This is a genomic window from Streptomyces actinomycinicus, from assembly GCF_016741775.1.
GTDB lineage: Bacteria > Actinomycetota > Actinomycetes > Streptomycetales > Streptomycetaceae > Streptomyces > Streptomyces actinomycinicus.
On record NZ_JAERRK010000024.1, the window covers coordinates 122,798 to 147,214 of the forward strand.

Consider the following 24,417-nt stretch of genomic DNA (forward strand, 5'->3'; position numbering starts at 1 on the left):
CGGACCTTCCTTGTTCTGGGACGTTCACGAGTGGTCGGGGCGGGCGCCGTGCGCCCAGGAGAGCGGGTGGCCGGGCAGCCGCAGCCGGCGGGCCGGGCCGTCCGGGGTCAGCCGGGGTTCCACGCCCTGGCACCACAGCTGCGCGAGGGCGCCGAGCAGGGCCCGGTCGTCGAGGTCCGCGGCCGGCAGCTCCAGGACGGCGGGCTCGCCGAGCTGGTCGCGGGCGACCTGCAGCAGCTTGGCGGGCTCGGCCTCGGCGGACAGGTGCTCGCCCTGCGGGGCCGGGCCGTCGGGCGCGACCGGCCCGAGCGCGGTGCTCCACAGCACGGCGGGCCTGCCGGGTACGGGTACGGTCCCGGACTCGTCGGCCGCGAACCGGCGCCCGTCCTCCAGGCCGAGGGCACCGCTCACCACGGCGGCCGCGATCCGGCCGGTGCCGGTGCCGAGCACCGCCGCCGGGGTCACGCCCCGCCCGGCGAGCCGTTCGGCGAGCCGCACCTGACGCGTCACGGCGTCGGCTCCCCCGGAGGCCTCCGCGAACACGAACGCCACGGCGGGGGCGGGCCCCGGGGCGGTGTGCGCCGTGTGGCCTTCACCGTCGCGCAGGGCCCGTATCGCCTGTGCCCGGTCGTCGGCCACCGTGGCGAACCGGTACGGGAATCGCTCGCGGCCCCGGTCAAGGGTGTGCGCGACGTCCGAGAGCGCCACGTGCGGTTCCGCCTCGAGGTAGGCGGCCAGCCGCTCCCGGGCCGCGGCGAGCGCACCGGCGGTGGCGGCGGAGAGGGCGAGGACATGGTGGCGGGGTGCGTCCGCCGCGGACCGCTGCGCCGTCGCCGGGCGCGGCAACGGCGCTCGGACGGTGGCCGGTCGGGCAACGGCCGGGCCGGCCGAGGCGGCCGGTGCGGCTGCCGGGACGGCCGTGGGCCGGTGGGTGTCGGCGATCAGGCGGGCCTGTTCCCGGACCGTGACGTGCCGCAGCAGGTCGATGACCGGGACGTCGGCGCCGGTCGCGAGGCGCAGCTGTTCCCGCAGCTTCACCAGCAGCAGCGAATGGCCGCCCGCGTCGAAGAAGTTGCGGTCGTCCCCGAAGCCGTCGTGCTGGAGCACCGCCCGCCAGGCCGTCCGCACGCCGTCCAGCACGGAGGGCAGGGCGGGCGCCGGGGCCGCGGCGGGAGCAGGAGCCGGTACGGCGGGTTCCGCAGCGGGTTCGGGGGCGGGGGTGGGCTGCAGGGGGGTTCCGCCGCGCTCCACGTCCGGCAGCCGGCGCCGGTCGATCTTGCCGGTCGGGGTGAGCGGCAGCTCGTCGACCAGCACGAGGTGGCTGGGCACCGCGAAGGCGGGCAGCCGCAGCTTGGCGTGCCGGCCGATCTCGTCGGCGTCGGTGCCGGGCGCGGCGACCGCGTAGGCGACGATCTCCTTCTCGCCGCGCCGGTTGACGCGCGTGGTGACGAAGACCGACTCGACGGCCTGATGGGCGTCCAGCACGGCCTCGACCTCGCCGAGTTCGACGCGCTGGCTGCGGATCTTGACCTGGTTGTCCTTGCGGCCGATGAACTCCAGCAGGCCCTCGGGCGTCCACCGCACCCGGTCACCGGTGCGGTACAGCCGGGTCTCACCGTCCGTGACGAAGCGGTCCGCGGTCATCTCCGGCGCGTTCAGGTAGCCGTCGGCCAGCCCGATGCCGCCCAGCAGCAGTTCGCCGGGCACACCGCGCGGTACCGGCCGGGTGCCGCCCTCCTCCACCACGCGTACCTCGGTGCCGGGCACCGGGCTGCCGATGGGCACCGTGCGGGCGTTCGCCGCGAGTTCGTCGATCGCGAACCAGGTGGAGGTGAAGGAGTTCTCGGTGGGCCCGTAGCTGTGCAGCAGCACGCCGGGACGGCTCCAGCGCAGCGCGCGGCGCATGTGCTGGACGGAGATCAGCTCGCCGCCGAAGTAGACGCGGCGCAGCGACTGGAGGGTGTCGGGGGCGTCCTCGATGATCCGGTTGAGCAGTGGCGTGGTCACGAGCAGGGTCGTGATCCCCCGCTCGCGGACGACCGCCCGCATCTCACGAGGGCTGAGCACCAGGTGCTTGTCGAGGACGACGAGTTCGGCGCCGTGCGTGAGCGCGCCCCAGATCTCGTAGCTGGCGCCGTCGAAGTTGAGCGGGCACAGCTGGGCGACCACGTCGGTCTCGTCCAGCGGGATGAAGTCGGGCCGCTGGAAGAGCCGGGCCAGGCCGCGGTGCGGCAGGACGACGCCCTTGGGCCGGCCGGTCGTCCCGGAGGTGTAGAGCACGCACAGGGTGGCGGCGTCGTCGTACGGCAGCTCGGGCGCGGCCAGTCCGCGCGCCTGCGCCGGCACCTCGTCGAGCCGTACGGCGGTGCCCTCCGGCACGTCGAGGGTGTGCCCGCAGTCGGGGTCCACGACCAGGACGGCCGGGCGGGCATCGGTCACGATCAGCTGGAGCTGGGCCTCGGGGTAGGCCGGGTCGAGCGGCAGGTAGGCGGCGCCGGCGAGGGCGCTCGCCAGCCAGAACAGGGGGGTGTCGACGCCGGGCGCGAGCAGCAGGGCCACGGTGTCGCCGGGGCCCACGCCCCGGTCGTGCAGCCAGCCGGCCAGTTCGCCGGCCCGGGCGCCGAGTTCGCCGTAGGTGAGGACCCGCTCGCCGTGGCGTACGGCGACGGCGTCGGGGCGGGTGGCGGCGTGCCGCAGGACCAGCTCGGGGATGCCGGGTGCCGGTGCCGTGACGGGTGCTCCGTGCGCGGCGACCCGGGACAGGCCGGGGTCGCAGGCGGCGAGGAGGTCTCCGCAGGGGGTTTCCGGGGCGGCCACCGCACGGGCCAGCAGCTCGCGCAGTTCCTCGGCGAACAGCTCGGCGGTGGCGTGCCGGTAGCGGGCGGTGTCGTAGTAGACGCACAGGCGGGTGCCGGCCGAGCCCTCGAGGACGTTGACCGAGAACTCGTACTTCGTCGTCTCGTCCGGGTGGTCGAAGCGGCGGACGGTCACGCCGCCGGCCTGCCACTCCTCCTCGTAGGCCGGCGTGTACATGAATGCCGTGCGTTCCACGCCCGGGCCGTCCGACTGCTCGCTGCGGATCTCGCGCAGCCGTCGCATCGGCAGGTGGGTGTGGTCCATCGCGTCGAGCATCTGCTCGCGCAGCCGGGCCGTCACGTCGAGGAAGCGGTCGTCGGGCTCCGACCGGCCGCGCAGGGGCAGCACCCGGCTGAACAGGTCGACGCGCTCGGCGTCGGCGTCCCGGCGGCCGGCGAAGACCATGCCGAGGGTGCCCTCGGACTCGCCGGCCCACGCGTGCAGCAGCACCGACCAGGCCGCGAGCACCACCACGGAGGGGGAACTGCGCTCGGCCGCGGCCAGCGCCTGGACGCCGGCGGCCAGCTCGTCCGGGAGGAGGACCTCCACCCGGCCGGAGGGCCCGGGGAAGCCGTCCTCGGGCACCAGGTCGTACGGGGGCGCCAGGGAGGCGGGGGCCTCGTGCAGGGCGGAGGCCCAGAACTCCTCGGCGGCGGCGTCGGCGAGGCCGTCGCCGTCCGCGTCGGTGTCCGGGGCGGGGCGCGGGGCGAGGCCCGGCCCGCCCGCCGCCCGCGACCGGTACGCCTCGACCAGGTCCTCGGCGACGATCCGGCTGGACCAGCCGTCGGAGACGATGTGGTGCATCGTCAGGGCGAGCAGGGCGCCGCCCTCGCCGGTCAGCAGGGTGGCCCGCAGCAGGGGGGCGGTGGCGATGTCGAGGGGGGCGCGGCCGGCGACGACGGCGCGGGCGAGGGCCTCGGCACGGTCGTACCGGCCGGGCAGCCGCTCGGTGACGAAGGCCAGGGGCGGCTCCGCCTCGGTGGTGCGCCACAGCTCACCGCCCTCGGTGGCGAAGGAGCTGCGCAGGGCGGGGTGCGCGCGCAGGACGTCGCCGAGGGCGGCCCGCAGCACCGGTACGTCGACGCCCGGGGTGAACTCCAGGTCGACCGGGACGTTGTAGCGGTCCGAGTCCGGTTCGCGCTGGCAGGCGAGCCAGACGTCCAGCTGCTCGGAGGATGCCGGTTCCCTCACTTCGGGACCGCCACGTGCTCGCCGGCGGCGTTCGCCCGCAGGGTGCGCACCAGGTCGGCCACCGTGCGGACGGAGCGGAAGTGGACCGGGGTGAACTCGGCGTCCGTGATCTTCACGCCGAACCGGGTCTCGCACTGGGCGCGCAGCTCCACGAAACCGAGGGAGTCCAGCCCCAGGACGTCCTGGAGACCGTCGTCGTCCCCGATGCGGTCAGTGGGCACGTCGAGGAAGAGGTCGTCGACGAGGATCTGCTTCAGCGTGGCTTCCAGCGTTTCGGCCTGCATCTCGCCCGAACCGACAGTCATAACGTTTCTCCATTGCTGTAGGTGGATCAGTGCGGTGCGGGGGCTTGCGCCCGCCGTTCCCGCTCCGCGGACCGGCGTGACAGCTCGGCGATCGCCGGCAGGGCCAGGTCGTGGTCCCGGGCGCGGCGCAGTACCGGCTCGGTGAGCGCGGCGAGTTCGGTGGGCCGGACACCGGCCGCCACGTCCCGGTGCAGGGAGGTGTCGGTCCGGCCGGGCAGCTTGTCGAGGGTGTTCAGCAGGTCTTGTGCGTCGACGGTGACGGCCTCGGCCGCCGCGACGGCGCAGGCCTCACGTGCGGCGTCGTGCAGCAGCGCCCGCAGCTCGGGCTGCCGGCGGACGATGCCGAGGGGGCCGTCGGCCGCGGTCGTGGCCAGGGCCAGGGGCAGCAGGAGGACCAGCTTGCGCCACAGGACGCTCGCCGGGTCCGGCTCGGTGGTGCTGCCGATGCCGGCGTCCGTGAGGGCTTCGGTGACCCGGGCGAGCGTGACGGGGTGGGCGTCGGCGGGGAAATCCTCGTCCGCCGCCAGGGCGACCTCGGCGAACAGGGAGTTCCAGGTCACCTGGCCCGGGCCGGTCCGCTCGGCCTCGATGCGGATGGCTCCGACGAGCTGGCGGGGGCCGAACCGGGCCCGCAGCAGGGCCGGATGGTCGAGCCCGTTGAGCAGCGGCACCACCACGCCGGGCACCAGCGCCGGATCGGTGCGGGCGAGGGCGGTCTCGAGGGCGGGTGCCTTCACGGTCACCCAGAGGACGTCGGCCGGCTCGGCCAGCCGGTCGACCGCCCGGACCGGCACGCAGTGGTCGCCGCGCAGCCTGCTGCGGACGTCGATCGTCCCGGAGTAGCGGGCTCTGGTGCTCTCCCGCATCACCAGTGTGACGTCGTGACCGCCGCGGGCCAGGGCCGCTCCGAGGGCGAGCCCGACTCCGCCGGCGCCCAGAATCGCATGCCTCAACACGTTCCTTGGTACATCTCGTGGGGACAGCCGGTGCCTCGCCCGTCCCGGCCGCGCACGGCAGGACAGACCGGGAAGGCACCGGTTGTGGGAAAGAGAGCCTGAAAGGCCGGCAACAGCCTTGAAAGGTCTGCCGGTTGCGGGTCAGACAGCCGAACAGCCTTAATTTTCAGTGAAGTTCGAGCGCCAGTCTGCTGCTGCGCCCGGCCGGCCCACCGGCCCGTACCTGGTCCCCCGTAGCGGCGTACATCATTCCCCCTGTCACGCCGGATCCTGCCCCGGTCGACCGCAGTCTCGAAATACTGCGTTCACAAACGTCGCACCGACTGTAAAGAGACTAAGTTTCAGCCGTCAACCATGTTTTCGGCCAAGCAGCTGGCCGGTGCGTATACCCCGCGACAGGCGGTTGACACGCGGCGTCGATGTGTTGGCCGAGGCCACGGGGTAGAGTGTGGCCGATAATCGACCCTTGACTGGCTCGATGGCCGCTGCCTACGCTCCAATATCGGCATTGGCCGCCACGGTGAGCATTCAGCTCGAGGACCGAACCGGATTGATCCACCGGTTGTGCGTCCTTTTTCACGGGGGATCAACAATGGAAGTTCTCAAAGTCACGCCCATGTGCGCTGCCGTTCCGCGGCAGCGCACATCGCCGGTGCGATGAACTGCCAGCCGAAATGACACGGGGGAATCCCTTTTGACGGACGACGGTGTGAAGACACGTCCGGAACCGCATTCCACGACGCACTCCGGAGCAACTGGACACATGCCTGCGCGGACGATGACAGAGCAGGTCAGGGACGCCTGGATCGAGGTCCTCGGCCACGACGACTTCGATGACGACACCCCTTTCCTGGAAGCGGGTGGCCACTCCCTGAAAGCCACACAGGTGCTGATCCGGCTGCGCCGGCAACTCGGCATCCACCTGCCCAACCGGCTGTTCTTCGACCACCCCACCGTCAGCGAGCTGGCGGCTGCCGTGGAACGCCTCGCCACCCCGTCTCCCCTCGCGTGACCGGTCGGCACCGAGACCCGAACGTCGTCGGCTCCGACCGAGATGCCGCCGGCATCGACTGAACAAGGAAGGCTCTTCTTGTGACTGCTCCCGTTTCCCGCGACGGCATACCCGAGGCAGGCGAAAGCGTTTTCCTCCCCGCGGACTGGCGTGGAGACGCGAAGACCCCGTTCGACGCCGACACCGCGTTCAACGGATTCATTTCCACGAACGTCGTCTTCGCCCTGGAACAGCTGGGGCTCTTCGCCTGGTTCGACGAGAACGGCCGGCTCGACGTCCCGGAGTACTGCCGGGCGCAGCAGCTGGACGAGACGGTGTTCCGCCGCCTGCTGTCCGCGGCGGAGTCCTTCGGATTCCTGGTCGTGACCGACGGCCAGGTGACGCCCGCACCGGCCTGGGACGACCTGCGCCGTAAGCTCGGGTTCTTCACCTGGGGAGTCGGCGGCTACCACGACGTGTTCGCGAGCGCCGCGTCCATCACGCGCGGAGAGCGCGTATTCGGCAAGGACGTCCTGCGCAACGAGGCCATGGTCGCGCTCGGTTCGGCCCAGGCCGACCTGGCGATGATGCGGCACCTGCTCGACGAGCAGGTCGCCGAGCTGGACTTCTCGGTCCTCGCCGACCTCGGCAGCGGTATCAGCGAGCGCGTCTGCCGCCTCGTCAAGTCCCGCCCGGGGGCACGCGGTCTGGGCCTGGACATCAGCGCCTCGGCCACCCAGCTGGCCGCCGGCACCGTCGAACGCCACGGCCTGACCGACCGGGTCCAGCCGATCTGCGCCGACGTCCTGGACGTCCTCTTCCGGGGCCGCCGCATCGAGGGCGCCGACCAGGTCGACGTCGCGATGAGCTTCATGTTCCTGCACGACCTGCTGGTCGACCCGAGCACCCGGATGGACGTCATCCCGGCGCTGCGCAAGGCGTTCCCGAACGCGCACACCTTCCTGCTCGGCGACACCACCGTGCGCCCGCGCGGCGAGAACGAGAACCTCCCGGTCTTCTCCAGCGGCTTCGAGCTGGCGCACGCCCTGATGGGCGTCCCGATCTACACGCGCGAGGAGTACGAGAACCTCTTCCGCGAGGGCGGCCTGCACCTGCGCCGGACCATCCCCTTCGGCGCCCCGCACACCTACCTCTTCGTCCTGGAGGCCCAGTGACCAGCGAGCGACGTCCGGGCGACGCCGAGATCGTCGAGGACCTGCCCATCCCCCTCGCCGTGGCCGGCCACCACCAGCCCGCGCCGTTCTACCTCACCGCCGACATGTTCGGCGGCCTGCCCGTACAGCTGGCCGGCGGTGAACTCAGCGCCCTGATCGGCAAGCCCGTCGCCGCGCCGCACACCCACCCGGTCGACGAGCTGTACCTGCTGGTGTCCCCGAACAAGGGCGGCGCCCGCATCGAGGTCCAGCTCGACGGGAAGCGGCACGAGCTGGTCTCGCCCGCCGTGATGCGCATCCCGGCCGGCAGCGAGCACTGCTTCCTGACCCTCGAGGCCGAGGTCGGCAGTTACTGCTTCGGCGTCCTGCTGGGGGACACTCTGTGACCCCGCCCCCCGCCGCACCCGGCAGGTCGTTCAACGCGAGCATCCCCGGGGCCGACGACCTGATCCGCCTGCACCTCAGCGAGAGCCCCTACGGCGCCAGCAAGACGGCTCTGCAGGCGGCCGAGCGCGAGCTGGGGCGGGTCAACGTCTACCCGGACCCCGAGCGCCAGGAGCTGATCCACGCGCTCGCGGAGCACTGGGACGTCACCCCGGAGCACATCGCGGTCGCCAACGGCAGCGACGAACTGGTCCTCGCCACCTCGCTCACCTTCGGCGACCGCGGCCGCCCCGGCCTCGTCACCGAGGGCACCTTCCCCGGCTACCGCACCTGCCTGGAAATGACGGGCCGCGGCTGCACCTCCGTACCGCTGAGCGGCACGGCCATCGACACGGAGGGCTTCGCAGCGCTGCTGCCCGAGCACGGGATCGGCTACCTCTGCAACCCGCACAACCCCAGCGGAGCGGCCCACACCCGAGAGGAACTCGCCGCCCTGGTCGAGGCCTCCGGGCGCAGCGGGGTGCCGCTGGTGTTCGACGAGGCCTACATGGAGTTCGCCGGCCCGGACGTCCCGCAGGCCCGCGAACTGCTGGAGGAGGGCGCGCCGGTCGTCGCGCTGCGCACCTTCTCCAAGGCCTACGGCCTGGCCGCGCTGCGCATCGGCTACGCCGTCGGGCAGCCCGCGCTGATCACGGCGCTGCGGCAGACGCTGCGTTCCCTGCCGTTCAGCGTGAACCGGCTCGGGCAGGCGGCGGCCGTCAGCGCCCTCGGCGACCGGGACTTCCTCGACGGGGTGCGCCGGTCCAACGCCGAGCGGCGCAGCTGGTTCACCGCGGAACTGGACCGCCGCGGCCGGGGCCATCTGCCCTCCATGACCAACTTCGTCGCGGTCGCGGCCCGGGACTGCGCCCTGGCACAGGACCGTCTCGCCGCCGATTTCGGCATTCTCGTTCGCAATGCAGGGCTGTTCGGATTCCCCGGGTACATACGCACGTCGCTCGGCACCCAGGAGGACCTCGTCCGGTTCCTGGACGCCCTCGACGAGATCGAGAAAAACCCCTGATGTGACTTCTGGAACTTTTCCGGGATGCCCGGCGAAACCGCTGAACGAGAACGACAAGGAGCAATGACGTGTTCCGTCAAGACCCCCTGAACACGATCCTCGCGCTGGGCTCCGGGTTCACGCCCACCGCCGTGCGCATGACCGCGACCCTCCGCCTGCCCGACCTGGTGGAGCAGGGGCACCGGAGCGTGGCCGCGCTGGCCGCCGAGACCGGCACCGACGAGCAGTCCCTGGGCCGCGTCCTGCACTACGTCAGCCTCCTCGGCCTCTTCTCGGAGGCCGAGGCCCCCGAGGGCGGGGAGAAGACCTACGAGCTGACCGACGTGGGCCGGGTGCTGCTCAGCGACCACCCGAGCAACCTGCGCCGCTGGCTGGACTACGAGGACCCCAGCCGGGCGATGGAGGCCCGCTTCGAGCCGGCCATCGGCAGGCTCATGGACGCCGTGCGCACCGGTCTGCCGGTGTACGAGCAGGCGCACGGGCGGCCCTTCTGGGCGGACCTCGAGGCCCACCCGGACATCGAGAAGTCCTTCAACGCGGGCATCGCCCGCATCGCCGGCCGGCTCGTCCCGGAACTGGCCCGGATCTACGACTGGGCGTCCGTCAAGCACGTCGTGGACGTCGGCGGCGGCAACGGCTCGCTGCTGCTGAAGCTGCTCACCGAGCACCCGGCGCTGCGCGGCACCCTGCTGGAGCTGGAGAGCGTCATCGAGGAGGCCAAGGGCACGACCGCCCAGGTCGCCGACCGCTGCGAGCTGGTACCGGGCAGCTTCTTCGAGCCGATGCCGGCCGGCGGCGACGTCTACCTGATCGCCAACACGCTGCACAACTGGAGCGACCGGGACGCGGTCCGCATCCTCGGCCGCTGTGCCGAGGCCCTCGAGGCCGGCGGCCGGGTCGTCGTCGTGGAGCGGCTGCTGGACAGCGGCAAGGACCCGGTGATGGCGAGCTACGCCGACCTGCTGATGCTGGTCCTGCTCGGCGGCCGGGAGCGCAGCCTGGACGATCTGCGCACCCTCGGCGGCGAGGTGGGGCTCACCCTCACGGACGCGAAGAAGTTCGAGCTGCCCGGACACTGGCTGATCGAGTTCACCAAGGGGGAGACGCGGTGAAGCGCTCGCTGAACCCGGACGAGCCCAACGCCCTGCTGTCGTACGACTTCGACCGGGGCAGCAACTACGAGAACGTCCTGAACCTCACCGACGCCCTCGGCGCGCTGGTCCCGGAGAGCGAGACCGAACACCCCGACCAGCGGTTCTTCCAGGTCACGCATCTCATCACCGAGTACGCCTGGGTGCAGATCCACTACGAGCTGCGCCGGGCGATCACCCACCTGGACAACGACCGCCACCAGCAGGCGGTACGGCTGTTCGACCGGGCCACCGGCCTGAGCGAGGTCACGGTGCAGGCGGTACGGCTGCTCACCGACCATCTGCCGCAGCACAGCCTGCTGATGATGCGCAACGCCCTGCCCGAGGACGCCACCGGCCTGGACTCCCCCGGCTACCGGAACCTGCGCCGGGTGGCCCGCCCGGTGTGGAAGGCGTACGAGCAGGCGGTGGAGCGCGCCGGGCTGTCCCTGCAGGACGTGATCGCCCAGCAGGACGACGGCTACACCGGTCCCAGCTCGCCGCAGGCGCAGTCGCTGGCCCTGGTCCGCGAGGCGATGCTCAAGCTGGACAGCAGCGTCTCCGGCTGGAAGCAGCACCACCTGATCATGGTCTGGTCGCAGCTGGGCGGACAGCCGGGGCTGCGCAAGGAGAACGCCGAGGACGGGGCGGCGGAGCTGCCGCAGAGCCTGGGCGGGCGGTCGCTGTCCACGCTGGAGTCCCGTTCGCAGCTGCCGCTGTTCCCGGAGCTGTGGCGGGCGGCGGAGGAGGCGTACTGGCTGCTGGGGACCCGGCACGACACCGACGCCCCGGTGCGGGGCAGCGGCAACGGGTGCCCCGTGCAGCACTGAACCGGCCGTGACGAGAGAGCGGGCCGCCGACCTCGAGGTCGGCGGCCCGCTCTCTTTGTTGCCCCACCGGCCCGCGCGCTGCTGCCGGCGGCCCCTCCGGCGGTGCCGCGCCGGTCAGCGGCCCGCGCGCTGCTGTGCCAGTTCCAGCAGGCGGGCCGTGACCTCCTCGAAGCGCTCGTGCGGGAAGAAGTGGCCGCCCTCGAAGCCCTCGGCGCGGTGCGCGCCGCGCGTGTAGTGCCGCCAGTCGGCCATCACCTCGGGCGGGGTGTCCGCGTCGCCGGTGCCGTACCAGCTGATGAGGTCGCTCGGCAGGGGCTCGGGCGCCGGGTCGGGCCGGTGACCGGCGACCAGGGCGAGGTCGCCGCGGATGACCGGCACGAACTGGTGGCGCATCGGGGACCGGCGTACCTCCGGCGGGATGCGGCCGTGGTCGGCGAGCGCGTCGAGGAGGGCGTCGTCGTCACCCAGGCCGAGCAGCGGGCCGTAGGGCGACGCGCCGAGCAGATGCGGTGGGCGGGTCGCGGCGACGACGACGAACTCGGGAGCGGGCCGGCCGAGCGCGTGCAGGGCGCGGGCGGCCTCGTAGGCCAGCAGGCCGCCCATGCTGTGGCCGAGGAGCGCGTACCGGCCCGGCGGGTCGATGCGCAGGGCGAGGTCGGTGGCCGCCTCGCGCAGGGTCGCCTGCCGGGGCTCGCGGGAGCGCAGGCCCTTGCCGGCGATCTCCAGGGGCAGCGCCCGCAGCTGCGGCGGCAGTTCCCGCCGCCAGCGCACGAAGCTGCGGGCGGAGCCGCCGGCGTGCGGCACGCAGTACAGGGTGAGGGGTTCCGGCGCCGTCACTTGTGGTGCTCGCCGGCGCTCAGGGGCTGGATGCGGACGGTCCGCGGCAGTTCGTTGCGGGTCAGCAGGGACCGCAGGTGGCGCCGCATGTCCGTCTCCGAGGGGGGCGCGGCCTCGTCCACGTAGACGTCGAGTTCCACGACGGCGGAGTCGTCGTCGAAGCCGGCGATCCGGGTCGCGGCGCGGACCACGCCGGGCAGTGACTCGGCGGCCCGGCGCACGGTGGCCGTGGACACCTTCTCGCCGCGCACCATCGCGAAGTCCGAGGAACGGCCGTGGATGTACACGTATCCGTCGTCGTCCACGTGCCCCATGTCGCCGGTCGCCAGCAGGTCCGGCTCGATCAGGTCGCCGCGCTTGGAGGGGGCCGGCTCGCCGACCCGGCGCCGGTAGACGGTGTCGGAACGCACCAGCAGCTCCCGCTCCCCGGTGTCGGTGGGGCGGGTGAGGACCTCGACGCCGGCCACGGGCAGGCCGACCGAGCCGTGCCGGTGCGGGGGCTCGCGGTGCGCGGCGAGCGTGGACACCCGGGGACCGGCCTCGGTCAGCCCGTAGGTCACGTACAGACCCAGCTCCTGGTTGAGTTTCAGCAGCCGGGAGACGTACGACGGGTCGAGGGCCTGGCCGCCGACGGTGAGCGTGCGCAGCGGGGCGGGCAGTTCGCCGCCCGCGGTGACGACCGACTTGACCAGGCTCGGGGTGAGGGACGAGAGGGTGACGTCCCGGGCGGTGACCGTCTCCAGGTAGTTGGCCACCGAGAACGGCGGGCCGGCCATGACCAGGCTGGAGCCGCTGACGAGACCGCCCAGTACCTGCGCCACCAGGGCGAAGGAGTAGTAGACCGGCAGGCTGACCAGCGCGGTGTCACCCGGCCGCTGGCCGATGGAGCGGCTGTGCCGGCGGGCGTTGCGCAGCAGGGCGTCCATCCGGTGCAGGCAGCCGGTGGCCATGCCGGAGGTGCCGGAACTCATCAGGATCACGTGGCCGGGCCCGTGGTGCAGGTACGGCCAGTCGGTGAAGACGCCCAGGTCGGCGCCGCCGATGTGGGTGACGCCGGTGACGCCCTCCGTGCGGATCGCCGCCCGGACCAGCGCGCAGGCACCCAGTTCGCGGGCCACCTCGCGGACCCGGGTGACCGGGGTCGAGGGAGACAGCAGGACGGGGGTGTGTCCGGCGAGGGAGACGGCGAAGAAGAACCGCAGGGCGCGGATGCCGTTGGGCAGGGCGATCACGACGACGGCGCCGGGCGGGGCGGGCAGCGCCGCGAACCGGTCCACCAGAGCGGGCAGCTCGGGCAGGCCGGCGTCCCCGGCCGGCGACACCTCTTCGATGCGGGCGAGGAACTCGGCCACCAGGGCGGGGTCGAGGTGCTGCTCCGTCATGTTCTGCGGGGTCATGTTCTCGGGAGCCTCCGCGTGGGCGTCGGCCCACTGACGACCAGGCAGTGCGCCTGGTGCTTGCCTTCGTCGGTCGTGGCGTGGGTGACGACCAGGACGTGCGCGGCGCCGGGCGGGTCGCCGAGCAGCCAGTCGCCGCACAGGGCTCTGGCCAGCGGCGCGGCCGGCGCCAGGGGCATGGGCAGCATCGACACCGGCCCGTGGAAGCCGAACGCCGAACAGACCATGCCGATCAGGGCACCCGGGCCGGCGCCGGCGAACCGCATGGGCGAGAGCCGGCCCTGCGGGACGGCGTCGGCGAGCGCGCGCAGGGTGATCCGGGTGGCGTGCTCGCTCACCCCGATCACCCCGACCTCCTCGGGCCGGTCGGGGGCGGCTGTGCCGCACTCCTGCAGCGCGGCCGCCACGGCCTCGGCCATCAGCCAGGCCACCGGGTCGGCGTAGACCCCGGAGACACGGCGGCGGACCGTACGCGGGTCGTCCACCTCGACGGTCGCCGCGCCGGTGAGCACGGTGCCTTCGGGGCACCACTGGGCCTGGTTCACGCCGGTCCCCCGTCCGTCGCCGCCAGCAGGAGGCAGGTGTTGAAGCCCCCGAAGCCGAGGGTGAGGCTGATGCCGAGGGTGCCGGTGATCTTCCGGCCGCCGCCGGCCGCCAGGGGCAGCGTGAGTTCCGGCATGACGGTGCGGGTCTGGTGGAGCGGGGGCACGGTGCCGTGCCGCAGCGCGAGGAGCAGGGCGACGGCCTCCAGGGCGCCGGTGGCGCCGAGGGTGTGGCCGAAGGCGGGCTTGGTGGCGAAGACGACCGGGCCCGGCTCGTCACGGAAGACGGTGCCGTAACAGGCGGCTTCCGCCGTGTCGTTGGCGAGGGTGCCGGTCCCGTGGGCGTTGATCACGGCGATGTCGGCGGGGTCCGCACCGGCCCGGGCCAGGGCGCGCCGCACGGCGAGGACCGCCCCGGCGCCGGTGTCGTCGGGGGCGGTGGGGCCGGTGCCGTCGTTGGACGCGCCCCAGCCGGCCAGTTCACCCAGGATGCGGGCGCCGCGCGCGGTGGCCGCGGCCCGGGTCTCCAGCAGCAGGAAGCCAGCGCCCTCGCCGAAGAGGGTGCCGTCGCGGCCGGTGTCGAAGGGGCGGACGGTGCCGGAGGCGGAGAGGGTGCCGAGCGCCTGGTGGCCGAGGAGCTTGCCGGTGGTCAGCAGGTCGATGCCGCCGCACAGGCAGCGCTCGGCCTCACCGCCGGTGAGCAGGGCGGCGCCGGCCAGCAGCGCGTCGGCGCCGGACGAGCAGGCGGTGCTCACCGATGCGGACCGGGCCACGCCGAGCTGCCGGGCGACGGTGTCGGTCAGGGTGTGCGGCGGGATCTCGGCGGCGTCGTCCAGGTGCGGGCCGAGGCTGCTGCCGAGGACGAGGGTGTCGACGTCCCCGGCCGGGCAGCCGGCGTGGCGCAGGGCGGCGGACGCGGTGGTGACGGCGAGCCGGACCTGGCGCTCGGACGGGGGGCCGGCCGGGACGCCGTCCGTCAGGAGAGCCGCGGCGGGTGCCGGCAGCGGGCCGTCGGCCGGGAGGGGCCGGATGCCGCTGCGGCCGTTCATCAGCTGCTGCCATACCCCGTCGAGGCCGTCACCGAGCGCTGTGGTCCAGCCGATTCCGGTGATGCACACGGCCCGGTCGCGGTCGGCGACTTCAGACCCCCCCAATTAATCCCCCAAGTGCTCCGAGAATGGCTCCGAGCGTTGCTCTGTTTGACCTCGATTTGCTGATCGAGATTTATTTGCATAGCGCAATCTTATTTTAAACGACGGGTTCTGGGGTGGCAAGGGACGCCGGCCCCCGGTGTCCGATGACGCGTCAGCTCGCGTGCCGGTTCCGGCGGGACGGTCCGGCCGGACGCAGCCCCGCCCAACAGTCCGTTTATCGAACCTGAACATCCGGACAACGAACCATTTCCGGCCAAGTTTGTGACGCGGTCCTGACAGATGGCCAGATCTCCTGCCACTCTGCCCAAGCCGACTCACAGCTACCCCACAGCTTCTGCACGTCTGTGTGAGCGGCTCAGCACGTGCACCTGGTTCCGCGCAACGCCCTGTTCTGCCCGGACGCCCCAACCCACCGTCCGGTCTCCCCTGGCCGCGGTCCTCCGTGGTCACGCAGAAGGAGTCAGTGTTGAGAAGCAATTCCTCTCGCGGACGCACCTCCCACAGCCCGCACCGCCGCACCGCCACCGTCGCCCTCGCCGGTGTCGCCGCCCTGATCGCCGCCGCCGTGCAGGCGGGCGTGGCCGACGCCGCGCCGGCGAAGCCGCAGCCGGGCAAGGCGAACCCGGCCCACGTGGCCGTCAAGCTCACGCCCTCGCAGCGCGCCGAGCTGATCCGGCACGCCGACGCCGCGAAGAGCGCCACCGCCCGGCAGATCGGCCTGGGCGGCAAGGAGCGGCTGGTCGTCAAGGACGTCGTCGAGGACGCCGACGGCACGCTCCACACCCGGTACGAGCGGACGTACGGGGGCCTGCCGGTGCTCGGCGGCGACCTGGTGGTCGAGACCGCCAAGTCGGGCAAGACCATGGACGTCATCAGGGCCACGAACGCCACGGTGAAGGTCGCGGGTCTCACCCCGGCCGTGTCGAGGGCCGCGGCCGAGAAGCAGGCCGTGCAGCGGGCGAAGGCGCTCGGCGGGACCAAGTCGGCGGCGGACAGCGTGCGCAAGGTGATCTGGGCGGCGACCGGCAAGCCCGTCCTCGCCTACGAGACGGTCGTCGGCGGCCTCCAGGACGACGGCACCCCGAACCAGCTGCACGTCATCACCGACGCCGCCACCGGCAAGAAGCTCTACGAGTACCAGGGCATCAGGAACGGCGTCGGCAACACCCAGTACAGCGGCCAGGTCACGCTGACCACGACCCAGTCGGGCTCGACGTACACGCTCACCGACGGGGCGCGCGGCGGCCACAAGACGTACAACCTGAACCACGGCACCTCGGGCACCGGCACCCTGTACTCGCAGTCCGGTGACACCTGGGGCAACGGCAGCAACTCCGACGCGGCCACCGCCGGCGCGGACGCCCACTACGGTGCAGCGCTCACGTGGGACTTCTACAAGAGCACCTTCGGCCGCACCGGCATCAAGAACAACGGCGTCGGCGCCTACTCCCGCGTCCACTACGGCAACTCGTACGTCAACGCGTTCTGGAACGACAGCTGCTTCTGCATGACCTACGGCGACGGCTCCGGCAACGCCAAGCCGCTGACCTCGATCGACGTCGCCGGCCACGAGATGAGCCACGGCGTCACCTCGGCCACCGCCAACCTCACCTACAGCGGCGAGTCCGGCGGTCTGAACGAGGCGACCAGCGACATCATGGCCGCCGGCGTGGAGTTCTACGCGAACAACGCCAAGGACGTCGGCGACTACCTCGTCGGCGAGAAGATCGACATCAACGGCAACGGCACCCCGCTGCGCTACATGGACAAGCCGAGCAAGGACGGCGCGTCCAAGGACAACTGGTACTCGGGCATCGGCGGCGTCGACGTGCACTACTCGTCCGGCCCCGCGAACCACTTCTTCTACCTGCTGAGCGAGGGCAGCGGCGCCAAGGTCGTCAACGGCGTCAGCTACAACTCGCCGACGGCGGACAACCTTCCGGTCACCGGCATCGGCCGGGACAAGGCGCTGCAGATCTGGTACCGGGCGCTGAGCACCAAGTGGACGTCCACCACGAACTACGCCGGTGCCCGCACCGGCACCCTGGCGGCGGCCGGTGAGCTGTACGGCACCACCAGCGCCGAGTACAAGGCGGTGCAGGACGCCTGGGCGGGCGTCGGTGTCGGCTCACGCTCCGGTGGCGGAGGCGGCGGCGGTACGTCGTACGAGAGCACCACGCCGGTGGCCGTCCCGGACAACGGGCCGGCCGTCACCTCGGACATCACGGTCTCCGGCCGGACCGGCAACGCGCCGGGCAACCTCTCGGTGAGCGTCGACATCTCGCACACCTGGCGGGGCGACCTGGTGATCGATCTCGTCGGTCCCTCGGGCACCGCCTACCGGCTGAAGAACTTCAGCGGCTCCGACTCCGCGGACAACGTGAACGAGACCTACACGGTCAACGCCTCCGCCGAACCGGCCAATGGCACCTGGAAGCTGAAGGTGCAGGATCAAGCCGCGTACGACACGGGAACGATCAACAGCTGGAAGCTGACCTTCCCGTAAACCGCACGCCACAAAGCCTGCAAACACGGCGCCGTCCGGGGGTGGGAGACCCTCGGGCGGCGCTCGTTCACTTTCCCGAAACGTTCACCAGGCCGACGAGTTTGAGCCAACATCACTTCGGGGTCCTGACATGTACGCGCCCCTGATGTCACTCTCTCTGCACCCGCCGCAGAACCTCACCACCCCACACAGTCGGCCAGTGGCCCCACCCTGGCCGGACTCCCCACGAGAAGGAGCTTCTGTGAGCCCCCTCTACGCGCGTCAAAAGCGCACCACTCTGGCCATCGCCACCGCCGTCGCGGCCGGAGCCCTCCTCGCCACCGGTGTGACCACCAGCGCCACCGCCCAGACCTCGGCGAAGCCGCTGGCCGCGGCCCCGACCACGCTGTCCGCGGCGGCCCGCACCACCCTGATCCAGCAGGCCCAGGCCGGCGCCGCCGGCACCGCCCGGGCGATAGGCCTCGGCGCCCAGGAGAAGCTGGTCGTCAAGGACGTCGTCAAGGACGTCGACGGCACCGTCCACACCCGCTACGAGCGCACCTACGCGGGCCTGCCCGTGCTCGGCGGCGACCTGATCGTCCACACCGCCAAGTCCGGCCGGACCGAGGGCGTCACCAAGGCCGCCAAGTCGGCCATCAAGGTGGCCTCGCTCAAGCCGCAGATCACCGCCGCCAAGGCCGAGAAGCAGGCGGTGTCCGCCGCCAAGACGCTCGGCTCCGCCAAGACCACCGCGGACGGCGCCCGCAAGGTGATCTGGGCCGGCTCCGGCAAGCCCGTCCTCGCCTTCGAGACGGTCGTCGGCGGCCTGCAGGACGACGGCACCCCGAACCGGCTGCACGTCATCACCGACGCCGCCACCGGCAAGAAGCTCTACGAGTACCAGGGCATCGAGAACGCGACCGGCACCGGCAAGACGCTGTACTCCGGCACGGTCAGCCTCAACAGCACGCTGTCGGGCTCGACGTACCAGCTCACCGACGGCGCGCGGGGCGGTCACAAGACCTACAACCTGGCGCGCAGAACGTCGGGCAAGGGCACCCTGGTGGCCAGCTCGAGCAACGTCTTCGGCACCGGTACGGCCTCCAGCTCCTCCTCCGACCAGACCGCGGCCGCCGACGCCGCCTACGGCGCGGCCGAGACCTGGGACTTCTACAAGAGCAGCTTCGGCCGCAGCGGCATCAAGAACGACGGTGTCGGCGCCTACTCGCGCGTCCACTACGGCAACGCCTACGTGAACGCGTTCTGGGACGACAGCTGCTTCTGCATGACGTACGGCGACGGCGAGGGCAACGTCGACCCGCTGACCTCGCTGGACGTCGCGGGCCACGAGATGAGCCACGGCGTCACCTCCAACACCGCGGGCCTGAACTACTCCGGTGAGTCCGGCGGCCTGAACGAGGCCACCTCGGACATCTTCGGCACGGGTGTCGAGTTCTTCGCGAACAACTCCTCCGACGTCGGTGACTACCTCATCGGCGAGAAGATCGACATCAACGGCGACGGCACCCCGCTGCGCTACATGGACAAGCCCAGCAAGGACGGCGGCTCGGCGGACTACTGGTCCTCCACCGTCGGCAACAAGGACGTGCACTACTCGTCCGGTGTCGCGAACCACTTCTTCTACCTCCTGGCCGAGGGCAGCGGTTCGAAGACGATCAACGGCGTGACCTACAACTCGCCGACCTCCAACGGCTCCACGGTCACCGGCATCGGCCGCGCCAAGGCGCTGCAGATCTGGTACAAGGCGCTGACGACGTACATGACGTCGACGACCAACTACAAGGCCGCCCGCACGGCGACCCTGAACGCGGCGTCCGCGCTGTACGGCTCCACCAGCACCGAGTACAAGGCCGTCGCGGCGGCCTGGTCGGCGGTCAACGTCGCCTGACCGCAGGGCAACGACACAGGGCGGTACCCGGGAAGAAGGTCTTCCGGGTGCCGCCCTACCCTTGTGACCCATGTCCTCGGCGCTCTTCACCTACGAGCCGGTCGGCGCGACCCGCGGTGACCTGACGTTCTGCCCGCCCGGCTTCCACCCCATGTTCGTCCGCACCCGCCTCGGCGAGGGCCACGAGGTCTTCCGGCGGGCCTCTGAAGCGGTCCTGACCTGGGAGATGCACCGGGCGCTGGGCGTCGGCATAGACGCCACGGCCGACCGCGCGGCCCCCGCCGTCGACGTCACGGTCACCCTGGCCGGCATCGTCAAGGCACCCTGCCGCATAGTCTGGACGGCCGAGGAACACCGCCGCGCCGGCTGGGCCTACGGCACCCTGGAAGGCCACCCCGAGTGCGGTGAGGAGGCCTTCGTGGTCGACCGGACGGGCGACGGCACGGTCTGGCTGACCGTCGCCGCGTTCAGCAGGGCGGCCAAGTGGTACGCCCGGGCGGGCGGACCGGCGACCCGTGGCCTCCAGCACGCGTACGCACGCCGGTGCGGCACGGTCCTGCGGAAACTGTGCGCCGGCCTGTCCGAAGCATGACCCGCGAACACCTCCCGCCCCCCGCGGTCGGTGAACCACTGCGTTTCCCGGGCCGGTATTTCGATTCCGAGACCGGCCTCAACTACAACTACCTCAGGCACTACGACCCGGAGGTCGGCCGGTACCTCAGCCTGGACCCGCAGGGCCTCGCCCCGGCTGCGAATCCGGTCGCACATGTGGACCGTCCTTCCGTTCTCTGCGACCCGCTCGGCCTTGCTTCACAGAAGTCACCGATCCCGCCCAAGCCGTACGAGACGCCCAATTATCCCGACCTGGCCAAGCAGTTCAACCCCGAAGGCGGGAACATGAACTGCACCTATGTTGCGGACGCGTTCGAACAGTACATGCGGGGGCAGGGAATCAAACCGGTGCCTGGATATATCGGGGGGCCTCAGTCCCTCGCACGACTGGAGAACGTGTATGGGGGCAGCTTCCAGGACACAAGTTTCTGGGGAATGGTCGATCATGTCCGGAACGCCGGCCACGGCGCCCGCGGCATCGTCGCGGGAGAGTCTCCCGTCCCGGGCCTGCCGGGCCACGTTTTCAAAATACTGAGGACGAACTGATGTACACAATGGACCAGGCAGGCCAACTGGCGGCTGGATTCCTCCGGCAGATGTCCGCCGACTGGGACAACGAGGTCACCCTGTTTCCTGAAGACAACTACAGGGCGCAGAAGGGAGAGTTCTACTACTTCGCCTTCCAGTCCACGAAGTATGTCACCACGAGGGATGACAAGTATTTCCTTTACGGGCCCTGCCTTATTTCGGTGCACAGCGTGACCGGGGAATGCCGACTGCTCGGCGTGCACGAGTCTTATGAGGTCAACCCGTTCGGCGCACGGTAGCCGCGTGGCGCGAACGCCACGCGGCTACCGCCGGCCCCGCACGTCAGCTCACCTCAGCAGCACCCCGGCGCCCCCCACCACCTCCTCCGACGGCACCGCCAGCAGGCCCAGTTCCGCGGCCGAGGCGAGCAGGCGATGGGTGGGGAGGATGCGGACCGTGTAGCCGTAGGGGCCGGTGCGGTCCAGGGAGAGCGGGCCCTCGTAGAGGCGGCGGCCCTCCAGGTCGGGGGCGCCGGTCGGCTTCAGCGGAACGACCGTGGCGTCGGTGATGCGGTCCTCGGCGTCCACGCGGCCCGAGACCGCCTGCACCTCCACGTCGTCCGGGCCGAGGTCGCCCAGCCCCACCCGGACCCGCAGCCCCAGCGTGGTGCCCAGTTCCGCCGTCGCCGTCGTCGCGGTGGTCTCGACGTGGTCCACGGTCACCCCGGACCAGGCGGCCCGCACCCGGGCCTTCCACTGCGCGAGGTCCCGGGCGGTGTCCGGGGTCAGTGCCCGGTGCGCCTGGGCGGCGGGGGCGTAGAGCCGGTCGACGTACTCCCGGACCATGCGCCCGGCCAGTACCTTCGGGCCGAGCAGCGAGAGGGTCTGGCGGACCATCTCGATCCAGCGGTCGGGCAGCCCGCCGCGCCCCCGCTCGTAGAAGCGCGGCGCGACCCGCTGCTCCAGCAGGTCGTACAGGGCCGCCGCCTCGATGTCGTCCCGGCGGTCGGGATCGGTGCAGGCGCCGTCCGCGGTGGGGATGGCCCAGCCGAAGTCCGGCTGGAACCATTCGTCCCACCAGCCGTCCATCACCGAGAGGTTGAGGCAGCCGTTCAGCGCCGCCTTCATCCCGCTCGTACCGCACGCCTCCAGGGGGCGCAGGGGGTTGTTCAGCCACACGTCACAGCCCGGGTAGAGCTTCTGCGCCATCGCCATGCCGTAGTCGGGCAGGAAGACGATCCGGTGCCGCACGCGCGGGTCGTCCGCGAACCGCACCAGCTCCTGCACCAGCCGCTTGCCCCCGTCGTCCGCGGGATGCGCCTTGCCCGCGACCACGATCTGCACCGGGTGGTCGGGGTGCAGCAGCAGCTCCATCAGGCGGTCCCGGTCGCGCAGCATCAGCGTCAGCCGCTTGTACGACGGCACCCGGCGGGCGAACCCGATGGTGAGCACATCGGGGTCCAGGACGCCGTCGATCCAGCCCAACTCGGCGTTGCCGGCCCCGCGTTGCCGCCACGACACGCGCAGCCGCTCCCGCACCTCCAGCACCAGCTGCTCGCGCAGGGTACGGCGCAGCTCCCAGATGTCCTGGTCCGGGATGTCCGTGACCGAGTCCCAGCGTTCGGAGCCACCCACGCTCAGCGCGTCCTCGGCCCGCTGGGCGCCGATCTGCCGGGCACCGAGCCGCAGCACCTCCGGCGCCACCCAGGTCGGCGCGTGCACCCCGTTGGTCACCGAGGTGATCGGTACCTCCTCGGCGTCGAATCCCGGCCACAGTCCGGCGAACATGCCCCGGCTCACCTGCCCGTGCAGCAGCGACACCCCGTTGGCCCGCTGGGCCAGCCGGAGCCCCATCACGGCCATGTTGAAGAGGTTCGGCTCGCCGCCCGGGTAGGTCTCCATGCCGAGCGCCAGGATCCGCTGCACGTCGATCCCGGGGAGTTCGGCGTCCGCGCCGAAGTGCCGGCCGACCAGCTCCCGGTCGAAGCGGTCGATGCCGGCCGGGACCGGGGTGTGCGTGGTGAAGACGGTCCCGCCCCGCACGGCCTCCAGGGCCGAGTCGAAGTCCAGTCCGCCGGCGCACAGTTCGGCGATGCGCTCCAGGCCCAGGAAGCCGGCGTGGCCCTCGTTGGTGTGGAACACCTCCGGCTCCGGATGCCCGGTGAGCCGGCAGTACGTCCGCACGGCCCGCACACCTCCTATCCCGAGCAGCATCTCCTGCAGCAACCGGTGTTCGCTGCCGCCGCCGTAGAGCCGGTCGGTCACGCCGCGTTCGCCGAGGTCGTTGTCCTCCACGTCCGAGTCGAGCATCAGCAGCGGCACCCGGCCGACCTGTGCCAGCCAGATCCGGGCGCGCAGCGCCCTGCCGCCGGGCAGCGCGAGCGAGAGCTGCGCCGGGGTGCCGTCGGACTCCTTCACCTGGGTGACGGGCAGCTCGTTGGGGTCCAGGACCGGGTAGTGCTCCTGCTGCCAGCCGTCCCGGGAGAGGGTCTGCCGGAAGTATCCGTGCCGGTAGAGCAGCCCCACCCCGATCAGCGGTACACCCAGGTCGCTGGCCGCCTTCAGGTGGTCGCCGGCGAGGATGCCGAGGCCGCCGGAGTACTGCGGGAGCGCGGCCGTGATGCCGAACTCCGGGGAGAAATAGGCGACGGCGGCGGGCAGGCCGTCGGACTGCGCCTGGTACCAGCGGTCCCCGGTCAGGTAGTCGTCGAGGTCGTCGGCGGCCGCGGTGAGCCGGCGCAGGAACCGCCGGTCGCCGGCCAGCTCCGCCAGCCGGGCCGGGCGCACGCGGCCCAGCAGCCGCACCGGGTCACCGCCGGCGGCGGCCCAGGCCTCGGGGTCGACGGACTGGAACAGATCGCGTGTTTCCGCATGCCAGGACCAGCGCAGATTGCGCGCCAGGTCGCTCAGCGGCCGGAGGGGGTCGGGGAGAACGGGACGGACGGTGAACCGACGGATCGCCTTCACATTCCTACCTCGGGACGCGGTGCGTGGTGAGACGCACGATGTGCGCCTCGTCGTCGCCTCCGACGGTAGTGGTTACCGCGCGGTCGGTGGGGACGTACCCGGCGGGGGTGTCGGGGGGCATCGAGAGCCGGTCACCGGGCACCCGGAAAACGGGACCGGTCTTGTGCGTAGACATACGCGTGAGTAGTTAACAAAGTGCCGGATTGCCCACCCGAACCGGGTGGGAAGGCTCCTCCGGTACACACCCCACAGGCGCACCACAGCACCTCCGCAGGACCCACCTCCCCATATCCATCCGCCCACACCTACGTTGACGCGGACAGGAGCGGTCATGCCCGCCACGCACCACTCGTCAGCACCATCGACCAGCAGCAGCAAGTCCGAGGCAGCAGGAAAGAAGACGACCGGCAGGAAAGGGGCGACGCCCGCCGCCGCTCCCGGCCCGCCCGCCGCCGGGGACCGGTCCGCCCCGGCCGCGGCCACCACCATGGGCCGCATCCCCGTCCTCGACGTACGCCCCGTGGTCCAGCACGGCCGCAGGCCCGCCAAGGCCGTGACCGGGGAGTCGTTCGAGGTGTCGGCCACCGTGTTCCGGGAGGGCCATGACGCCGTCGCGGCGAACGTGGTGCTGCGGGACCCGGCCGGCCGGGCCGGCCCCTGGACCCCGATGCGGGAACTCGCCCCCGGCACCGACCGCTGGGGCGCCACCGTCACCGCGGGCGAACCGGGCCGGTGGACCTACACGGTGGAGGCCTGGTCCGACCCGCTCACCACCTGGCGGCACCACGCGCAGATCAAGATCCCGGCCGGCATCGACACCGAACTGGTCCTGACGGAGGGCGTGCTGCTGTACGAGCAGGCGGCCGCCGGTGTTCCGGAGGAGCGGCGGCAGGCCGTGCTGGACGCGGTCGCGGCCCTGCGGGACGAGGACCGTCCGGCGGCCTGGCGGCTCGCGGCGGCCCTGGCCCCGGAGGTGGAGGCGGTCCTGGCCCGCCACCCGCTGCGGGAGCTGGTCACCGCCTCCGAGCCGATGCCGTTGCTGGTGGAGCGCGAACGGGCCCTGTACGGCTCGTGGTACGAGTTCTTCCCGCGCTCGGAGGGCACCG

At 72.0% G+C, this 24,417-nt stretch carries 20 protein-coding genes; 12 read left to right on the plus strand and 8 right to left on the minus strand.

Annotated elements, in window-relative coordinates; all coding sequences use genetic code 11:
- Positions 1-24: 24 nt before the first annotated feature.
- From JK359_RS32890 to JK359_RS32900, 3 genes are read right to left on the minus strand one after another with little or no spacing between them, the layout of a single operon-like run.
- Positions 25-4,047, minus strand: a complete 4,023-nt coding sequence (locus JK359_RS32890) for a non-ribosomal peptide synthetase (protein WP_201843257.1) — start codon at positions 4,045-4,047, stop codon at positions 25-27.
- Positions 4,044-4,352: a cispentacin biosynthesis acyl carrier protein AmcB gene (gene amcB / locus JK359_RS32895; RefSeq protein WP_201843258.1), complete on the minus strand. Its 309-nt coding sequence runs from the start codon at positions 4,350-4,352 to the stop codon at positions 4,044-4,046. The genes JK359_RS32890 and amcB overlap by 4 nt, the downstream gene beginning before the upstream one ends.
- A 26-nt stretch (positions 4,353-4,378) precedes the next feature.
- Positions 4,379-5,305 (minus strand): ketopantoate reductase family protein, encoded by a 927-nt coding sequence (locus tag JK359_RS32900; RefSeq protein ID WP_201843259.1) that lies wholly within the window; start codon positions 5,303-5,305, stop codon positions 4,379-4,381.
- Positions 5,306-6,086: 781 nt separating this feature from the next.
- Here JK359_RS32900 and JK359_RS32905 point away from each other — a divergent pair.
- From JK359_RS32905 to JK359_RS32930, 6 genes are all read left to right on the plus strand, one after another.
- Positions 6,087-6,320 (plus strand): acyl carrier protein, encoded by a 234-nt coding sequence (locus tag JK359_RS32905; RefSeq protein WP_201843260.1) that lies wholly within the window; start codon positions 6,087-6,089, stop codon positions 6,318-6,320.
- An 80-nt stretch (positions 6,321-6,400) separates the two neighbouring features.
- On the plus strand, positions 6,401-7,474 hold the full coding sequence (locus JK359_RS32910; protein WP_236678808.1) for an SAM-dependent methyltransferase: 1,074 nt from the start codon (positions 6,401-6,403) through the stop codon (positions 7,472-7,474).
- Complete coding sequence (locus JK359_RS32915) at positions 7,471-7,860, plus strand: cupin domain-containing protein (RefSeq protein ID WP_201843261.1); 390 nt, start codon at positions 7,471-7,473, stop codon at positions 7,858-7,860. Before JK359_RS32910 ends, JK359_RS32915 begins: the two co-directional genes overlap by 4 nt.
- Positions 7,857-8,921, plus strand: a complete 1,065-nt coding sequence (locus tag JK359_RS32920; protein ID WP_201843262.1) for a pyridoxal phosphate-dependent aminotransferase — start codon at positions 7,857-7,859, stop codon at positions 8,919-8,921. The genes JK359_RS32915 and JK359_RS32920 overlap by 4 nt, the downstream gene beginning before the upstream one ends.
- 68 nt (positions 8,922-8,989) lie before the next feature.
- Positions 8,990-10,033: a methyltransferase gene (locus JK359_RS40250; RefSeq protein ID WP_201843263.1), complete on the plus strand. Its 1,044-nt coding sequence runs from the start codon at positions 8,990-8,992 to the stop codon at positions 10,031-10,033.
- A complete protein-coding gene (locus tag JK359_RS32930; RefSeq protein ID WP_201843264.1) occupies positions 10,030-10,881 on the plus strand; it encodes a hypothetical protein in 852 nt (283 codons plus the stop codon). The genes JK359_RS40250 and JK359_RS32930 overlap by 4 nt, the downstream gene beginning before the upstream one ends.
- Before the next feature lie 114 nt (positions 10,882-10,995).
- On the opposite strand, the gene JK359_RS32935 is transcribed toward JK359_RS32930, so the two are convergent.
- From JK359_RS32935 to amcF, 4 genes are read right to left on the minus strand one after another with little or no spacing between them, the layout of a single operon-like run.
- The gene (locus JK359_RS32935) at positions 10,996-11,685 is read right to left on the minus strand and encodes a thioesterase II family protein (RefSeq protein ID WP_201843265.1); all 690 of its coding nucleotides are present in this window, start codon (positions 11,683-11,685) and stop codon (positions 10,996-10,998) included.
- Between the two features lie 29 nt (positions 11,686-11,714).
- The gene (amcH, locus tag JK359_RS32940; RefSeq protein ID WP_201843266.1) at positions 11,715-13,115 is read right to left on the minus strand and encodes an adenylate-forming 2-oxoglutaryl-ACP ligase AmcH; all 1,401 of its coding nucleotides are present in this window, start codon (positions 13,113-13,115) and stop codon (positions 11,715-11,717) included.
- Complete coding sequence (gene amcG, locus JK359_RS32945) at positions 13,112-13,660, minus strand: cispentacin moiety biosynthesis protein AmcG (RefSeq protein WP_201843267.1); 549 nt, start codon at positions 13,658-13,660, stop codon at positions 13,112-13,114. Before amcG ends, amcH begins: the two co-directional genes overlap by 4 nt.
- Positions 13,657-14,811, minus strand: a complete 1,155-nt coding sequence (gene amcF / locus JK359_RS32950; RefSeq protein WP_236678809.1) for a cispentacin biosynthesis acyltransferase subunit AmcF — start codon at positions 14,809-14,811, stop codon at positions 13,657-13,659. Before amcF ends, amcG begins: the two co-directional genes overlap by 4 nt.
- Positions 14,812-15,277: 466 nt before the next feature.
- On the opposite strand from amcF, the gene JK359_RS32955 reads away from it, so the two are divergent.
- The 5 genes from JK359_RS32955 to JK359_RS32975 all read left to right on the plus strand — a co-directional run bounded on the left by JK359_RS32955 (position 15,278) and on the right by JK359_RS32975 (position 20,644).
- The gene (locus JK359_RS32955; RefSeq protein WP_201843268.1) at positions 15,278-17,317 is read left to right on the plus strand and encodes a M4 family metallopeptidase; all 2,040 of its coding nucleotides are present in this window, start codon (positions 15,278-15,280) and stop codon (positions 17,315-17,317) included.
- Positions 17,318-17,558: 241 nt separating this feature from the next.
- Positions 17,559-19,205 carry a M4 family metallopeptidase gene (locus JK359_RS32960; protein ID WP_201843269.1) on the plus strand — a complete coding sequence of 549 codons (1,647 nt, stop codon included), beginning with the start codon at positions 17,559-17,561 and terminating at the stop codon, positions 19,203-19,205.
- Between the two features lie 70 nt (positions 19,206-19,275).
- Positions 19,276-19,797: a DUF1990 domain-containing protein gene (locus JK359_RS32965; protein ID WP_201843270.1), complete on the plus strand. Its 522-nt coding sequence runs from the start codon at positions 19,276-19,278 to the stop codon at positions 19,795-19,797.
- Entirely contained in the window at positions 19,794-20,363 is a 570-nt protein-coding gene (locus JK359_RS32970; protein ID WP_201843271.1) for an RHS repeat-associated core domain-containing protein, read from the plus strand. The genes JK359_RS32965 and JK359_RS32970 overlap by 4 nt, the downstream gene beginning before the upstream one ends.
- Complete coding sequence (locus JK359_RS32975) at positions 20,363-20,644, plus strand: hypothetical protein (protein WP_201843272.1); 282 nt, start codon at positions 20,363-20,365, stop codon at positions 20,642-20,644. The genes JK359_RS32970 and JK359_RS32975 overlap by 1 nt, the downstream gene beginning before the upstream one ends.
- Before the next feature lie 48 nt (positions 20,645-20,692).
- Here the strand turns inward: JK359_RS32975 and glgP are convergent, their stop codons facing one another.
- Positions 20,693-23,311 carry an alpha-glucan family phosphorylase gene (gene glgP, locus JK359_RS32980; protein WP_201843273.1) on the minus strand — a complete coding sequence of 873 codons (2,619 nt, stop codon included), beginning with the start codon at positions 23,309-23,311 and terminating at the stop codon, positions 20,693-20,695.
- A gap of 331 nt (positions 23,312-23,642) precedes the next feature.
- On the opposite strand from glgP, the gene JK359_RS32985 reads away from it, so the two are divergent.
- Positions 23,643-24,417: maltotransferase domain-containing protein (locus JK359_RS32985; RefSeq protein ID WP_201843274.1), on the plus strand; the 775-nt coding region annotated here is incomplete at its 3' end.

What these genes read in the sequence shown, in the direction of transcription:
- JK359_RS32975 (WP_201843272.1), top strand. Translation starts at nt 20,363, where the DNA reads ATGTACACAATGGACCAGGCAGGCCAACTGGCGGCTGGATTCCTCCGG.
- amcB (WP_201843258.1), bottom strand. Translation starts at nt 4,352, where the DNA reads ATGACTGTCGGTTCGGGCGAGATGCAGGCCGAAACGCTGGAAGCCACG.
- JK359_RS32905 (WP_201843260.1), top strand. Translation starts at nt 6,087, where the DNA reads ATGACAGAGCAGGTCAGGGACGCCTGGATCGAGGTCCTCGGCCACGAC.
- JK359_RS32970 (WP_201843271.1), top strand. Translation starts at nt 19,794, where the DNA reads ATGACCCGCGAACACCTCCCGCCCCCCGCGGTCGGTGAACCACTGCGT.
- JK359_RS32965 (WP_201843270.1), top strand. Translation starts at nt 19,276, where the DNA reads ATGTCCTCGGCGCTCTTCACCTACGAGCCGGTCGGCGCGACCCGCGGT.
- amcH (WP_201843266.1), bottom strand. Translation starts at nt 13,115, where the DNA reads ATGACCCCGCAGAACATGACGGAGCAGCACCTCGACCCCGCCCTGGTG.